A 14,338-nucleotide genomic window follows, 5' to 3' on the forward strand; every position below is an offset into this window, starting at 1 on the left:
CACCTAAATTAGAGACTGATTCGGGTTGTGAATCAAGAGACTAGTTTAGAAACCGCCTAATCGTTTTTTGTCCCACATTTAGGCTATTAAAGATGGATGGTGGCGAAGAAACCATGCAAAAGTTTTTCTCGAATAAAAAATTAATTGTTTTATTAGTTACGTTAATTGTCTGCATGGGACTGGTCGCAATGTCAGTTGGCTTGCGTAATAGTAAAAAAGCCCCCAATTTTGTGCGACAATTCGGCAACGATGTCGTCGGTATTACGAACCAAGTCGTGAGCGTTCCGGCGAACGGTATTGGTCACGGCGTCGACGCCTTAACAGATCTAGTGAACACTTATCAAGAAAATAAAGATTTAAAAGCACAATTGGATGATTTAGCGCAAACCAAGGTGCAAACGCAAACGTTAAAAGAAGAAAATGCTAGTTTAAAAAAGGAATTAAAATTAAAAGGGACGCTAACCGATTATACGACGGTGACGGCCTCGGTTTTATCGCGTAATCCGGACAACTGGCAAAACGCCTTGGTGATTAATAAAGGCGCTTTGGCTGGTTTGAAGAAGAACATGCCCGTCATGTCTGAATCTGGAATTATTGGTCGCATCACTGAAGTCAATAAAACGAATTCGAAAGTTGAATTAGTTTCAAGTACCAGCGGTTCAAGTAACGGTTTTGCAGCCGTTGTTGATACGAAAGACGGTAAACAAGTCAACGGTATCATGACCGGTTACAATGCTGATCGTAAACAATTAAAACTAGGTCAAATTAAGACCGACACCAACATTGCCAAAGGCGATAAAGTCATTACCTCTGGTTTAGGTGGCTTAACGCCTAAAGGGTTGTATATTGGTAAAGTTGCGTCTGTTAAAAAAGATGATTATGGTCTAGCCTTAACGGTCTACGTCACACCCGCGGCTGATTTAAATAATTTAACCGTCGTGACCGTGATTAAACGTACGATTGAAGGTGAGTAAGATGGCGACAACCCATTTGAAAAATCGCTGTTTATTACCCATTTATATAATGATCGCCTTTTATCTCGATGGTTCAATTAGTCTCTTAGGCCAAATTTGGCTTTACACACCCGATTACACGATTATTAGTCGGTTGTTCATGTTAGTGCTCGTTTTAGCGGCGTTTATCCTGCCAGAAGAAACGCGACTACCATGGTACGCAATCGGAATCGGTTTAATTTATGATTTGTATTATACGGGGATGCTCGGGATGTACACATTTGCCGTACCATTGATTATGTACGTTGTGCGGTATTTAAAACAGTATTTACCAGATTCACCGTTTTTTATCGCGTTGGTTTATCTGATTAGTTTAACGTTGTTAGAAACCGTCATTTACCTATTCAATCGAATGGCCGGCATTGTGACGACGATTCCAGTTGACTTTATCAGCAACGTTTTAGCGCCAACGATTGCCTTGAATTTAGTATTTTTTATCTTTTTATATTTGCCTATCAAGTATTTATTGCTAAAATTAAAATCAGAACGATAAGGGGTTTGATTTTTTTATGGATGCAGTCACATTAAGAGGACGCAAAGAAGGATTTGAGTTAAATATTGACGCAGGGGCTGATTTCGATCAGGCCTTGTTGGCGTTGGCCGAATTATTAACCAAAATCCGTCAGGAACAACCAACATTGGGCTCCGATAAAATTGAATTGGAATTAACGACCGGCTTACGGCTGTTAAACGAAGCACAAGAAACCGCCTTGCAAACGACGTTAGCGCGCTTCCCAGAATTCCAAGTCAACCGGATTCAATCATTAGTGATGACGATTGAAGAAGCGACGGCGCAAAGAGAAGCTGATCGGCTCCACGTTGAACCAAACGTGTTACGGAGTGGTCAAGAAGTGAACTACGACGGCGACGTGTTGTTTGTCGGCAATTTACATCAAGGTGCAACCGTTAAAGCCTCAGGCAGTATTTTTGTCCTCGGGGAAGTCGCCGGAATTGTTCATGCTGGTTATCCTGATAATCCAGAAGCTGTGATTGCTGGGGATTTATCACACGCGGTGCAATTACGAATTGCGGATGCGGTGGAAATTCTTGATCATAAAAAAAATCAATTCACTGCACAAAGTATGAGTTACATTAATGATTTACACGTGATTGATTATGGAGCGATAACTGATTTAAAACAAATCAATCCAAAATTATATCGTAAAATGAAGGAGCAATAACTATGGGAACTGCTTTAGTGATTACATCGGGTAAAGGTGGCGTTGGTAAAACAACTTCGAGTGCGAACATTGGGACCGCACTAGCCCTTTTAGATAAAAAAGTTTGTCTGCTTGATTTAGACATTGGTTTGCGTAATTTAGACGTTGTTTTGGGCCTCAGCAACCGGATTATTTATGATATCGTGGATGTTGCACAGGGTCGCGCGAAGTTACACCAAGCTTTAATCAAAGACAAACGTTTTGATGAAAAACTATATTTATTGCCCGCTGCTCAAAATGCGGATAAAGAAGCGCTTGAACCCGAAGAAGTGACGGCGATTGTCAATGAACTTAAAGAAGAATTTGATTTCGTGATTCTGGATTGTCCAGCCGGAATTGAATCAGGCTTTAAAAATGCGATTGCTGGTGCTGATGGGGCGATTGTAATTGCGACCCCGGAAATTTCTTCCGTCAGTGATGCTGATCGAGTGGTTGGTTTGTTAGAAGAACATGAAATGCAAATTGCACCCCGCTTAGTGATCAACCGAATTCGCCGCCACATGATGAATGAAGGCGAAACGATGGATGTTGATGAAATTACGAAGCATCTATCGATTCCGTTATTGGGGATTGTTTTTGATGACGATGCGGTCATTAAGACGTCCAATGCGGGTGAACCAATCGTTTTAGATCCTAAAAATTCAGCGAGCCAAGGCTACCGCAACATTGCCCGCCGTTTATTAGGTGAAACCGTGCCATTGATGACGTTAAAGGAACGGAAAGTCGGCTTCTGGGCACGCCTTTTCGGTCGTAAATAATTAAACTGGTTGACTTTTCAGAAAATATCGACTAGAATAATCACAATACTTGAAACTGTGAACGGACCAAATTAATTTAAGGGAAACAGAGAGCTGACGTTTGGTGGAAGTCAGACCGTTAAAATTAATGGCACATCCGTGAGTTGATTATCTGAACCAATAGTAAGATAATCCGTTAGCCCGTTATCGCTGTAGTTTTAAAACTACATAAGTTTAGACGATGTGAGTCGTTTATTAAACTGAGGTGGAACCGCGATAAATTCGTCCTCTTGGAGTAATCCGAGGGGACTTTTTTGTTGCATTTAGAACTACGTGAGTTGTTGATTGTAAGATCAACAAGTATTTGAGGTGGAACCGCGATCAGTCGCCCTCTTTGTGTTTAGGCACGAAGAGGGCTTTTTTATTTGAACGCTTGAAAGGAGCACAATATGATTCAATATAGTTTATCCATTTTACCAGCTTTGCTAAGTGGTGCCAAAATGACACTGGCCATTTTTAGTTTAACGGTCTTAGGTTCGATTCCGTTGGGCCTGTTTTTAAGCTTAGGGTTATTAGCCAAGTTTAAACCGCTCAATTATTTATTGAATATCTATGTTTGGTTGATGCGGGGCACGCCGTTACTATTGCAATTGATTTTTATTTTTTACGGGCTACCGGTCGTTGGGATTGTCTTTAACCGATTTGACGCGGCGCTATTGGCCTTTATTCTAAATTATGCGGCCTATTTCGCCGAAATTTTTCGAGGTGGGTTTCAAGCCGTCGATGGCAATCAAATTGAAGCCGCTCATGTGTTGGGTTTAACCTATCCGCAAACAATTCGCAAAATCATCGTGCCTCAGACGGTTAAAATTGTGTTACCGTCAGTCGGCAATGAAGTGATTAACTTAATCAAGGATTCATCCCTAGTGTACGTGATTGGGATTGGCGATTTGCTACGGGCCGGCAATGTTGCCAGTGCGAGCGATGTCAATTTATTACCACTGGTGTTAGTGGCGATTGTTTATCTATTATTAACTGCGATTTGTACCGGTGTGTTGCGCCAATTAGAACGCTACTATCGCTATTACCGTTAAGGAGGGTTTCAGATGTTTCAATTAGTCAATATTAATCAATCTTTTAAAGGTCGGCGAATTTTAACCGATTTAAATTTAACGGTCGAAAGTGGCCAAATCTTGGCAATTGTGGGGCCCAGTGGTGCGGGTAAATCAACGTTATTACGGTTGATGAGTGGGTTAGACCAACCAGACAGCGGTCAATTCATCATTGATGGCGAAGCCTACGAACCGAGTGCGGCTGAAAAAGAAGGCCGAATCGGCGTTGTTTTTCAAGATTTCCGATTATTTCCACATTTGTCAGTTTTAGAAAACGTCACATTAGCCCCTAAAATGGTTAAAAAAATGGCGAAAGCAACGGCACAAACAGCTGGTCAACAACTATTGACCCAACTAGGCTTAGCGAACCAGAGCAGTGCTTATCCATTTCAATTATCAGGTGGCCAACGCCAACGGGTTGCGATTGCGCGAGCACTTGCGATGCAACCTGAGATTCTCTGTTATGATGAGCCAACCAGTGCACTAGATCCATCGCTAGTTGAAAGTGTGGCGCAATTAATTCTGGATTTAAAAAAACGTGAAATGACTCAAATTGTCGTCACTCATGATATTCAATTTGCGCATAAGATTGCGGATCAAATCTTCGAATTACAGCCAAACGAGGTTTAACAATATGAAGAAAATAGTAACGTTATTGACCGTCTTATTCGGCAGCGTCTTGTTGCTGGCCGGATGTGGGCCAAACCACCAACAAGATCAGTGGGCCAGTATTCAAAAGAAACAAAAAATTGTGATTGGGATCGACGATAGTTTTGTCCCGATGACTTATCGGGCTAAAAATGGTCAACTAACCGGTTTTGATATTGAGTTAGCGCGCGCCATTTTTAAAGGCAGTGGGATTAAAATTGATTTTCAAACGATTGATTGGGACATGAAGGAAACTGAACTCAACAATCAAACGATCGATTTGATTTGGAGTGGCTATTCTAAAACGGCGCAGCGGGCTAAACGAGTGGCCTTCAGTACATCCTATTTAACCAACCACCAAATGATTGTCTCACTTAAAAGCCAACCAATTAATCAGATTGCCGATTTAACGGGCCAAAAATTAGGCGTTCAAACCGGTTCTTCTGGTATGGAACAATTGGATAGTCGACCAACAATTCTGAAGCAGAAGATTGCACAAAAGACAGCAATCTTATATGATACTTATAATAACGCGTTTATTGATTTACAAGCGAAGCGCATCGATGGGTTGTTAATCGATGAAGTCTATGCTGAATTTGAAATTAAAGCGCGTCAAAATGGGGCCGATTTTCAAGCGATTGAATCGCCGTTTGCAGCCGAACAATTTGCGGTTGGCATGCGACCTCAAGATAAAAAATTACGCCAATTTATTAATCAGCGCTACGCGACCTTGAAAGCCAACGGACAACTAGCAAAGATTCAAGCAAAATGGTTTAAAAAGTAGGGTGAAGTGAGCATGACAGCCATCGTTGTTTGGGGCATCGTCATCATTGTTGTGGTGAATACGTTTGGGGCCATTATCACGGTATTCCGGCAACAACGGGATATTGCGGCGACTTGGGCGTGGTTATTAGTTTTAATTTTATTGCCAATTGTTGGTTTTATTTTGTACCTCTTTTTTGGTCAAAAAATATCCGAAGAAAAAATTTATGATTTAAAAACGCAAGCTCGGCTCGGAATTGACCAACGAGTGACTGAACAAAAAGAGCGGATGCGCCAATTGAAAACGCAAGCTGAACCAACGCTATCCCCTGAAATCCAAAGTCTAATTAACCTTTTCTTGGTGTCGAATACGGCGGTTTTAACGCGCGAAAATCAGGTGTCGGTCTTAACGGAACTACCTGAGGCGTATCAACGCTTATTAATTGATATTAACAGTGCACGTGACCATGTTCATCTCGAATACTACGCCTTCTTTGAATCCGCTCATGGGAAGCAACTGGTCAACTTACTGGCTTATAAGGCCCAACAGGGGGTCAAGGTCCGCGTAATTTACGATGCGTTTGGTTCTCAGAAAATTTCGCGGCATTTTTTTAAACCCTTACTGAAAGCGGGCGGACAAGTGACACCGTTTTTTAGCTCTAAATTTCGGTTCATTAATTTTCGGTTTAACTTTCGAAATCACCGGCAATTTGCGATTATTGACGGTAATACCGCGTTTTTAGGCGATTTTAACCAGTTTAATTATTACCGTGGCTCATTAGCCCGGGATACCCGTTTAAAGATCACCGGTGATGGCGTATTATCCTTTCAAGCCCGTTTTTTTATGGACTGGAATGCTGCAACGCGTCAATCCAAAGTTTATTATAGCCCAGCCTATTTTCCAACGTCGGCTGAACACGGGACGACTAATATGCAACTCGTTTCTGGGGGACCCGATCGAGAACTGCCTGAAATTAAATTAGGTTTCTTAAAAACAATTGCGGCCGCTAAAAAACGATTGTGGATTCAAACACCGTATTTTATTCCGGATGATTCGGTATTGGCAGCCTTAGTGTTAGCGATTAATTCGGGGGTCACGGTTAAGATTATGATTCCTGAAAATCCGAAACACCGACTAGTCCATCAGGCCAATCTCTACTATGCACGCCAAATTGTGAGAGCCGGCGGACAGGTCTATTTATACCAGTCTAGTGGCTTCCGCGTGCGCGCAATGATGATTGATGGTCAACTAGCAGCAATCGGCACGGCTAACCTAGATATCCGCAGTTTTAAGTTGAATTTTGAAACGACCTGTTTCTTATACGATCCATCCTTAACGACCCAATTAGAACAAGATTTTCAAATTGATCTCAAGTTGTGCTTGCCATTGACTAAACAGCGCTTGGCACAACAGACGACGGGTCAACGGATGAGACAAGACCTCGCTAGATTATTAGCACCGATTTTATAAATCAAAAAACAGCGAACCATCCAAGATTGATTGGACGGTTCGCTGTTTTTGATTATTTAAAGTAATCCGTTAAACCGTTATAAACGGCTGTTGCGACTTGTTCTTGGTAACTACTGCTACTAATGTAATTAAAATCAGTATCGTTGTTGATGTAACCTAATTCAAGTAAGACAGAAGGGCGTTTATTATCACGGAGCACTTGGTAATTGCCGTATTCAATCCCACGATTAGTTAACGGCAAGGTTTTCGTCTGCGCATTAATCGCTTTAGCCAGCGTGTTATCCTTGCTGCTTGAATAGTAATAGGTCGTGGTCCCACTGGCTTCATTGGCATTAGTACTCGAATCAAAATGAATACTAATGAACGCATCCGCTTTAATTTTATTGGCGACAACCGGTCGGGGGGCGAGATCGATAAACTTATCAGATGATCGCGTTAAGACGACGTTTGCGCCAGCCGCCCGTAATTTCTTCGCAATTGCGTTAACCGTTTCAAGCGTGTAAGTTTTTTCATACTTATCACCCGTTGAAAGGGCACCAACATCGCTACCACCATGACCGGCATCTAAGACGATTGTGGCTTCAGAAAGGGAAGTGGCACTTGTTTTGACGACTTCATCGGTAGCGGATGGGGTCACGACCCAACTGGCAACATAACCGGTGTTCCCGTCAGCATCCTTAACCTGATACCATAAACCACTCTTACTAACATAGGTTAGCTTGGTATTGGCGGCATAGGTTTTGGAATAGTCGTAAGTCGTGGCGGGACCGCTGCGTAACTTCGTATCATTCAACTGCGTCGTGACTGATTGAATATCGGTCGATGTTTGCGTGGTTGAACTAGAATCAGCGGTGGTGGTTGTTTTTTGAACCGTCGTTGGAGCATCATCGGTGACACTGATTAAACTACTTTGGACCCAACCAACGGCGTTATTATATTTAATCTGACTCCAACCATTCTGTTGATACAAGACGGTAATTTGATCGCCTTTATTTAGCTTCCCCAATAACTGACTAGTCGAATTGCTACTCTTGCGGACATTGGCAAACGTATAGGTGACCTTGGCCACCCGGTTAGAGGTTGCACTGACTTCGGTATTGTCGACTAACCAACTCGCGACCCAACCGATTTTATCACCACTTAAACGGACCTGATACCAATTATTTTTCTGGGAAATGACGTTCATTGATTCGCCTTTACTCGCTTGTTCCATCACATCATACGATAATCCGGGACCCTGACGAACATTGACGACGTTTGCTTTGATTGTAATTTGTTGATAAGTCGCTAGAACATGTGTGGCAAAAAGGCCCACACCAACGATGATTAACAACAATATGACGGCTGGATAGCGTTTCAGCCAATTCAAAGGTTTTTGCATTTCTTCAACACCTTTGTTAATTTTATTTTAGTAGGTAATTCATATTATTAATTATAGCAAAAATCCGCGTATTCTAAAGGGATAAGCTAAAAAAATTACAAAAAATTCAAGAAATATTGACTTTTGGCGTAAATAACGTTAATCTTATAGCAACAGAATAACTTATGACCGTTGATGGAGCAATAATAAACCACCCAAACAGAGAGATTTCAATGCTGAAAGAAATCACGTGGCACCTGACAGCTTTTGAGGTTCGTGTTTAGCAATAAACACCGTTGGCAACAACGTTATGATCAAGCAAAAATTAAGGTGGTACCGTGCAGATTAAGCACCCTTGTTCAACAACAGGGGTGCTTTTTTGTTTGGTATCTATTTTGGAGGAATGAAAGATGGGCTATCAAAAGCCAAAAGGCACTGCTGACATCTTACCTGGCGAATCGAGCCAATGGCAACTTGTCGAAAAAACCGCACGTGATATTTTTAATCGTTATCAATTTAAGGAAATTCGGACACCGCTTTTTGAAAGCTATGATGTTTTCTCACGGAGTTCGGGTGATACATCGGACATTGTCAGTAAAGAAATGTATGACTTTATGGATAAAGGTGATCGTCACATCGCACTCCGTCCTGAAGGAACTGCCGGCGTTGTCCGGGCCTTTGTTGAAAACAAACTCTACGGTCCTGAACATCAAAAACCTTACAAGGTCTATTACATGGGACCGATGTTTCGTTATGAACGGCCACAATCAGGCCGTCAACGCCAATTTCATCAAATTGGGGTCGAAGCCTTTGGTGCTGATAGTCCCGCAGTAGATGTCGAAGTCATCAGCATGGCGATGACCTTGTTGCGCGAATACCAAATTACCGATTTGAAACTCGCGATTAATACGTTGGGTGATGCGGATAGTCGCGCGGCTTATCATGAAGCGCTCGTCAGCTATTTAGAACCCCATTTTGACGAATTAAGTGCTGATTCTAAAGTCCGATTGTACAAAAATCCATTACGGGTTTTAGATAGTAAAGATGCCAAGGATCAAGAAATTGTGAAAGACGCACCGGTGATTTTGGATTACTTGACGGATGACGCTAAGGCGCATTTCGCGACGGTTAAACAACTATTGGATACGCTAAAGATTCCGTATGAAATTGATACTGAAATGGTGCGTGGTCTAGATTACTATAACCATACCATTTTTGAAATCATGACCAACAATAAGGTGCTCGGTCGTGGTTATACGACGATTCTAGCGGGTGGTCGTTACAACGGGCTAGTCGAACAACTTGGCGGTCCTGCAATGGCCGGTTGTGGATTTGGTTTAGGCGTTGAACGCTTATTACTCCTAATGAACGCCCAAAATGACCAACTAGTGGTTGAAGCGCCATTAGATGCTTACGTGGTTGGGATTGGAATTGAAACCAGTCCAACGACTTTACAAATTGTTGAAAGTATTCGCCAAGCTGGCTTTACGGCGGATCGTGATTATTTAGATCGCAAACCTAAAGCCCAATTCAAAACCGCTAATAAGCTTAACGCTCAATTAGTGATTACGATTGGTGAATCAGAATTAGAAGAACAAAGCGCACACGTTAAAAATATGGTCAGTGGTGTTGAAATTACGGTAGCCATGGCTGACTTACTAACTGATTTTAAGGCAGTCCAAGCACAAATTGCTGCCCAAGGAGAGAATGCATAATGAAAACAGGGACAACTTACAATGGTTTAGTCAATGACAGCTTTATCGGTCAAACAGTGACCTTACACGGTTGGGTTCAAAAACGCCGGAGTTTAGGCAATTTAATCTTCGTTGATCTTCGTGATCGCGAAGGCATCGTTCAATTGGTTTTCAATCAGGATCAACCTGAAGTATTAGCCTTGGCCAATACGTTGCGGAATGAATACGTGATTGAAGTCACTGGTTTAGTTCAAGCCCGTGATGCAGCTGCGATTAATCCGGATATGAAGACTGGTAAAGTCGAAGTGATCGTCAGTGAATTAACGATTTTAAATGAAGCCAAGAATTTACCGTTTGAAATTAAAGATGGCATTACAACGGCTGAAGAAACAAAATTAAAATACCGTTATTTAGACTTACGGCGGCCCGAAATGCAACAAGCCATCATCCGTCGTTCAAAGATTACCCAAGCGGCCCATAAATACTTGGATAACAACGGCTTTTTAAACATTGAAACGCCTAATTTAACGCGTTCAACACCAGAAGGCGCTCGGGATTATTTGGTGCCTTCACGGGTTTATCCAGGCAGCTTTTATGCGCTACCTCAATCTCCCCAAGTTTTCAAACAATTATTAATGGATGCTGGCTTTGATCGTTATTATCAAATGGCCCGTTGTTTCCGTGATGAAGATTTACGTGGTGACCGTCAACCTGAATTTACACAAATCGATGTGGAAACGTCATTTATGAGCGCTGAAGAAATTCAAACGCAAGCAGAAGGGATCATCAAACAAGTCATGCAAGATGTTATGGGAATTGATGTGCCAACACCATTCAAACGCATGAACTGGCAAGATGCGATGGACCGTTATGGTTCAGACAAGCCCGATATTCGTTTTGATTTAGAAATTCAAGATTTAACCAACATGATGAAAACCAGCTCATTCAAGGTCTTTAGCGAGACTGTCAATAATGGTAACTTGGTTCGCGCCATCGTTGTGCCTGGTGGGGCTGAAAAGTATTCTCGTAAAAAAATGGATGAACAAACGGATTACATCAAGCGTTACGGTGCTAAAGGCCTCGCTTGGGTTAAAGTGGCCGATGGTGAATTAACCGGTCCAACCGCTAAGTTCTTAAAGGAACAAACGAGTGAATTATTAACGACGTTATCGGCCAAAGATGGCGATTTAATCATGTTCGTTGCCGATAAATTCCAAGTCGTTTGTGATAGTTTAGGTTATTTACGGAAACACTTTGCCCATGAAATGGGCTTAGTCGATGAATCACAATTCGCTTATCTATGGGTCGTTGACTGGCCATTATTCGAATACGACGAAGGTTTTGGTCGCTGGATTGCAGCTCACCATCCCTTCACGCGTCCGAACGATACCGATATTGATTTATTAGAGACTGATCCGCATAAAGCCCACGCGCAATCATACGATATTATTTTAAATGGTTACGAATTAGGTGGCGGTTCACTCCGTATCTATCAACGTGATGTCCAAGAAAAGATGTTTAAAGCGTTAGATATTACCCCTGAAACGGCTGAAGAACAATTTGGTCATTTATTAAGTGCCATGGATTATGGTTTCCCACCACATGGTGGCTTTGCGATTGGTTTAGATCGCTTCGCCATGTTATTATCTGATCGTGATAACATCCGCGACGTAATTGCTTTCCCTAAAAATTCACACGCCTCAGAACCAATGACGAGTGCGCCTAGTCGCGTAGCTGATGCGCAACTAGATGAATTAGGTTTGGAAGTCGAACCTGAAGTTAAAGCAGAATTAGACAAGTAAGTGTGTTGAGTTGCGGGTAGCAATCGAGCATTAACAGAAAATTATCTAGTTATCTTGATTTTAAGATAACTGGATAATTTTAGGTTAAGCGGAGGTTGTTGCAACTCAAAAACACGTTATCCTTGCCTATCAAGTTGAAAAATCCGCTTATCCTGAATTTAGGGATAAGCGGATTTTTTGATTTGAACGGAAATTGATGAGTTCAGACGCGTGTTAACGAGAAATGTTCGTTTAGATCAGGCTACTGAAATTTCTGTTACAGCTTGGCCCTTTTTTGAGCAGATTAATCGTAATTCACCGCTGAATGGTTATAATTAGGAACACAAAGGGGTGTTGTGTGATGCCAGAAGACTTAAGAAACCAATTAACACCAGAACAATATGCAGTCACTCAAGAAGGTGCGACTGAAGCGCCGTTTACTGGGCAATATGATCAATTCGATCGACCCGGCATCTACGTCGATGTTGTCAGCCATGAACCGCTATTTAGTTCACTCGATAAATACGATGCCGGCTGTGGTTGGCCGTCTTTCACGAAACCGATTGAAAAGCTGGCTGAAAAACGCGATCAATCCTTCGGCATGGAACGCGTTGAAGTTCGTAGTCGTCAAGCGAAGTCCCATTTAGGCCATGTTTTTACCGATGGACCCCAAGAACAAGGTGGGTTACGCTATTGCATTAATTCGGCCGCTTTAAAATTTGTTCCGTTGGCTGAGCTAGAACAAGCTGGTCTCGGCCAATACCAATCGCTATTTGAAGGAGGTCGTGCATGATGGCAGTCGAGACCGCAATCTTCGCAGGAGGTTGTTTTTGGTGTATGGTGCAGCCGTTTGACCAACAACCCGGGATTTTAAAAGTCGTTTCCGGTTATACTGGCGGCCACGTCCCCAATCCAACCTATGAACAAGTCTGTACCCACCAAACGGGCCATACTGAAGCCGTTGAGATTACTTTTGATTCGGCCGTTATCACTTATGCGGATTTAGTCGAAATTTATTGGCGACAGACTGATCCTACCGATGCGATGGGTCAGTTCCAAGATCGCGGTGATAGCTATCGACCGGTCATCTTTGTCAATTCAGAAGCCCAACGAACGATTGCGACGGCGTCTAGAAAAGCCTTAGTCGAAAGTGGTCGTTTTCAAGCGCCAATTGTGACTCAAATTGAAACCGCCAAACCGTTTTATCCAGCGGAAGACTATCACCAAGATTTCTATCAGAAAAACCCATTCAGAGCCGAATTAGGTGAAATTCAACGCAAAAAATTTATTCATGAGAATTGGTCCGATTAATTCTAATAAAACCTTTAGTATTAACTGATGATGTGCTAGAATGGTAGACATCAAAAGTGAATGATAGGTGATTATTAAGTGGACGATCTAGCACGGAAACATCAAAATATGGCCAAGATTTCGGCGGCCATTTTATACGGGATTTGTGTCTCAATTGCATTGAATTTTTTCTGGGAAGAAGGTGGCGTTTACGCCTCGGGGATTACCGGGTTCGCGCAATTTATTCATACGGTAACGGGGCGTTTTATGCCGTTTACATTATCAACGTCTTTGATGATTTTCTTGCTAAACGTGCCACTATTTATTATTGCGTGGTTTAAAATTGGGCACCATTTTACAATTTATACTTTTATTGCCGTCGTCTTCTCCAGTATTATGGTTCAGATTATGCCATTGACCCAATTAACGACTAATCCGATCATCTGTGCGATTTTCGGGGGCGTCATTAACGGCTTCGGGACTGGGACGGCGTTGAAAAATGATATTTCGACCGGTGGACTCGATATTATTGGGATTGTCCTGCGAAAGAAGACCGGACGTTCGGTGGGGACGATAAACATTATCTTTAATGTGATTTTAGTCTTCGCCGCTGGCTTCATCTTCGGGTGGGAACATGCCCTCTACAGTATCTTGAGTATCTTTGTTAATGGTAAAGTAATCGACATGGTTTATACGCGTCAACAAAAGATGCAGGTTATGATTATTACCGATAATCCCAAAGTCGTGATTCAAATGATTCAAGACGAAATGCGTCGCGGGATTACGATTGTCCATGATGTTGAAGGGGCGTATAATCGTGAAGAAAAAACAATGCTCTTTACGGTCATCTCACGGTTTGAAATGCATGATTTAGAAGCCGTCATGAAAAAGGCCGATGATCACGCCTTCGTCAGTATTACCGAGGCGGTCAAAATTATGGGTCATTTCTACGAAGCTAAAATTAAATAAACGATTTAAACAGTCAATTCATCTTAACGGATGCGTTGGCTTTTTTTAATGACACTGTTTTGTGGGGCTAACTAATTTAACGAATGGATGGGTTAATTGACAAGGTATCAAATTTAAATCTGAAACGGGCTTAAAATCCGTCTCTCAGCATTCAGTGTTGAACAACGCCGGTGCATCAACCTTCTGTCAGAAATGAATTTAAGTAATCTGAGCGCACGCTTTTGGATAAAAGCGTGCGCTCAAAAAGCTGCTAAATCAACGATTATAAGGCGTGCAAAAAG

The 14,338-nt window shown here is 42.1% G+C and carries 14 protein-coding genes and 1 other annotated feature; of the genes, 13 read left to right on the forward strand and 1 reads right to left on the reverse strand.

Annotated features, from left to right (window positions below; genetic code table 11):
* Positions 1–113 precede the first annotated feature (113 nt).
* From mreC to cls, 8 genes are all read left to right on the forward strand, one after another.
* Positions 114–974 carry a rod shape-determining protein MreC gene (gene mreC, locus LFUMFP_RS05070; RefSeq protein WP_056950034.1) on the forward strand — a complete coding sequence of 287 codons (861 nt, stop codon included), beginning with the start codon at positions 114–116 and terminating at the stop codon, positions 972–974.
* Position 975: 1 nt separating this feature from the next.
* Positions 976–1,506 carry a rod shape-determining protein MreD gene (gene mreD, locus LFUMFP_RS05075; protein ID WP_106483192.1) on the forward strand — a complete coding sequence of 177 codons (531 nt, stop codon included), beginning with the start codon at positions 976–978 and terminating at the stop codon, positions 1,504–1,506.
* 16 nt (positions 1,507–1,522) lie between these two features.
* A complete protein-coding gene (locus tag LFUMFP_RS05080) occupies positions 1,523–2,194 on the forward strand; it encodes a septum site-determining protein MinC (protein ID WP_025083637.1) in 672 nt (223 codons plus the stop codon).
* 2 nt (positions 2,195–2,196) lie between these two features.
* A complete protein-coding gene (gene minD, locus LFUMFP_RS05085) occupies positions 2,197–2,991 on the forward strand; it encodes a septum site-determining protein MinD (RefSeq protein WP_056950026.1) in 795 nt (264 codons plus the stop codon).
* Between the two features lie 48 nt (positions 2,992–3,039).
* Positions 3,040–3,263, forward strand: a binding site (T-box leader).
* A gap of 156 nt (positions 3,264–3,419) precedes the next feature.
* Positions 3,420–4,064: an amino acid ABC transporter permease gene (locus LFUMFP_RS05090; protein WP_106483193.1), complete on the forward strand. Its 645-nt coding sequence runs from the start codon at positions 3,420–3,422 to the stop codon at positions 4,062–4,064.
* A gap of 12 nt (positions 4,065–4,076) precedes the next feature.
* Positions 4,077–4,712, forward strand: coding sequence for an amino acid ABC transporter ATP-binding protein (locus LFUMFP_RS05095; protein ID WP_025083635.1), 636 nt, complete (start codon positions 4,077–4,079; stop codon positions 4,710–4,712).
* Between the two features lie 4 nt (positions 4,713–4,716).
* The gene (locus tag LFUMFP_RS05100) at positions 4,717–5,514 is read left to right on the forward strand and encodes an amino acid ABC transporter substrate-binding protein (protein ID WP_056950028.1); all 798 of its coding nucleotides are present in this window, start codon (positions 4,717–4,719) and stop codon (positions 5,512–5,514) included.
* A gap of 12 nt (positions 5,515–5,526) precedes the next feature.
* Positions 5,527–6,963, forward strand: coding sequence for a cardiolipin synthase (gene cls / locus LFUMFP_RS05105; RefSeq protein WP_025083634.1), 1,437 nt, complete (start codon positions 5,527–5,529; stop codon positions 6,961–6,963).
* Between the two features lie 52 nt (positions 6,964–7,015).
* Here cls and LFUMFP_RS05110 read toward each other — a convergent pair whose 3' ends face one another.
* Complete coding sequence (locus tag LFUMFP_RS05110; protein ID WP_025083633.1) at positions 7,016–8,344, reverse strand: N-acetylmuramoyl-L-alanine amidase family protein; 1,329 nt, start codon at positions 8,342–8,344, stop codon at positions 7,016–7,018.
* Between the two features lie 389 nt (positions 8,345–8,733).
* Between LFUMFP_RS05110 and hisS the strand changes: the two genes are divergently transcribed.
* The 5 genes from hisS to LFUMFP_RS05135 all read left to right on the forward strand — a co-directional run bounded on the left by hisS (position 8,734) and on the right by LFUMFP_RS05135 (position 14,057).
* Complete coding sequence (gene hisS / locus LFUMFP_RS05115; RefSeq protein WP_025083632.1) at positions 8,734–10,038, forward strand: histidine--tRNA ligase; 1,305 nt, start codon at positions 8,734–8,736, stop codon at positions 10,036–10,038.
* Complete coding sequence (aspS, locus tag LFUMFP_RS05120) at positions 10,038–11,819, forward strand: aspartate--tRNA ligase (RefSeq protein WP_056950030.1); 1,782 nt, start codon at positions 10,038–10,040, stop codon at positions 11,817–11,819. Before hisS ends, aspS begins: the two co-directional genes overlap by 1 nt.
* 340 nt (positions 11,820–12,159) lie before the next feature.
* Positions 12,160–12,591 carry a peptide-methionine (R)-S-oxide reductase MsrB gene (msrB, locus tag LFUMFP_RS05125; RefSeq protein WP_106483194.1) on the forward strand — a complete coding sequence of 144 codons (432 nt, stop codon included), beginning with the start codon at positions 12,160–12,162 and terminating at the stop codon, positions 12,589–12,591.
* Positions 12,591–13,109, forward strand: a complete 519-nt coding sequence (msrA, locus tag LFUMFP_RS05130) for a peptide-methionine (S)-S-oxide reductase MsrA (protein ID WP_106483593.1) — start codon at positions 12,591–12,593, stop codon at positions 13,107–13,109. The genes msrB and msrA overlap by 1 nt, the downstream gene beginning before the upstream one ends.
* Before the next feature lie 108 nt (positions 13,110–13,217).
* Positions 13,218–14,057 carry a YitT family protein gene (locus LFUMFP_RS05135; protein WP_199190598.1) on the forward strand — a complete coding sequence of 280 codons (840 nt, stop codon included), beginning with the start codon at positions 13,218–13,220 and terminating at the stop codon, positions 14,055–14,057.
* The last annotated feature ends 281 nt before the right edge of the window (positions 14,058–14,338 follow it).

This window comes from Latilactobacillus fuchuensis (genome assembly GCF_900258455.1).
GTDB lineage: Bacteria > Bacillota > Bacilli > Lactobacillales > Lactobacillaceae > Latilactobacillus > Latilactobacillus fuchuensis.

What these genes read in the sequence shown, in the direction of transcription:
- mreD (WP_106483192.1), top strand. Translation starts at nt 976, where the DNA reads ATGGCGACAACCCATTTGAAAAATCGCTGTTTATTACCCATTTATATA.
- LFUMFP_RS05110 (WP_025083633.1), bottom strand. Translation starts at nt 8,344, where the DNA reads ATGCAAAAACCTTTGAATTGGCTGAAACGCTATCCAGCCGTCATATTG.
- minD (WP_056950026.1), top strand. Translation starts at nt 2,197, where the DNA reads ATGGGAACTGCTTTAGTGATTACATCGGGTAAAGGTGGCGTTGGTAAA.
- msrA (WP_106483593.1), top strand. Translation starts at nt 12,591, where the DNA reads ATGGCAGTCGAGACCGCAATCTTCGCAGGAGGTTGTTTTTGGTGTATG.
- LFUMFP_RS05090 (WP_106483193.1), top strand. Translation starts at nt 3,420, where the DNA reads ATGATTCAATATAGTTTATCCATTTTACCAGCTTTGCTAAGTGGTGCC.
- LFUMFP_RS05135 (WP_199190598.1), top strand. Translation starts at nt 13,218, where the DNA reads ATGGCCAAGATTTCGGCGGCCATTTTATACGGGATTTGTGTCTCAATT.
- mreC (WP_056950034.1), top strand. Translation starts at nt 114, where the DNA reads ATGCAAAAGTTTTTCTCGAATAAAAAATTAATTGTTTTATTAGTTACG.
- msrB (WP_106483194.1), top strand. Translation starts at nt 12,160, where the DNA reads ATGCCAGAAGACTTAAGAAACCAATTAACACCAGAACAATATGCAGTC.
- cls (WP_025083634.1), top strand. Translation starts at nt 5,527, where the DNA reads ATGACAGCCATCGTTGTTTGGGGCATCGTCATCATTGTTGTGGTGAAT.
- aspS (WP_056950030.1), top strand. Translation starts at nt 10,038, where the DNA reads ATGAAAACAGGGACAACTTACAATGGTTTAGTCAATGACAGCTTTATC.
- LFUMFP_RS05095 (WP_025083635.1), top strand. Translation starts at nt 4,077, where the DNA reads ATGTTTCAATTAGTCAATATTAATCAATCTTTTAAAGGTCGGCGAATT.
- LFUMFP_RS05080 (WP_025083637.1), top strand. Translation starts at nt 1,523, where the DNA reads ATGGATGCAGTCACATTAAGAGGACGCAAAGAAGGATTTGAGTTAAAT.
- LFUMFP_RS05100 (WP_056950028.1), top strand. Translation starts at nt 4,717, where the DNA reads ATGAAGAAAATAGTAACGTTATTGACCGTCTTATTCGGCAGCGTCTTG.
- hisS (WP_025083632.1), top strand. Translation starts at nt 8,734, where the DNA reads ATGGGCTATCAAAAGCCAAAAGGCACTGCTGACATCTTACCTGGCGAA.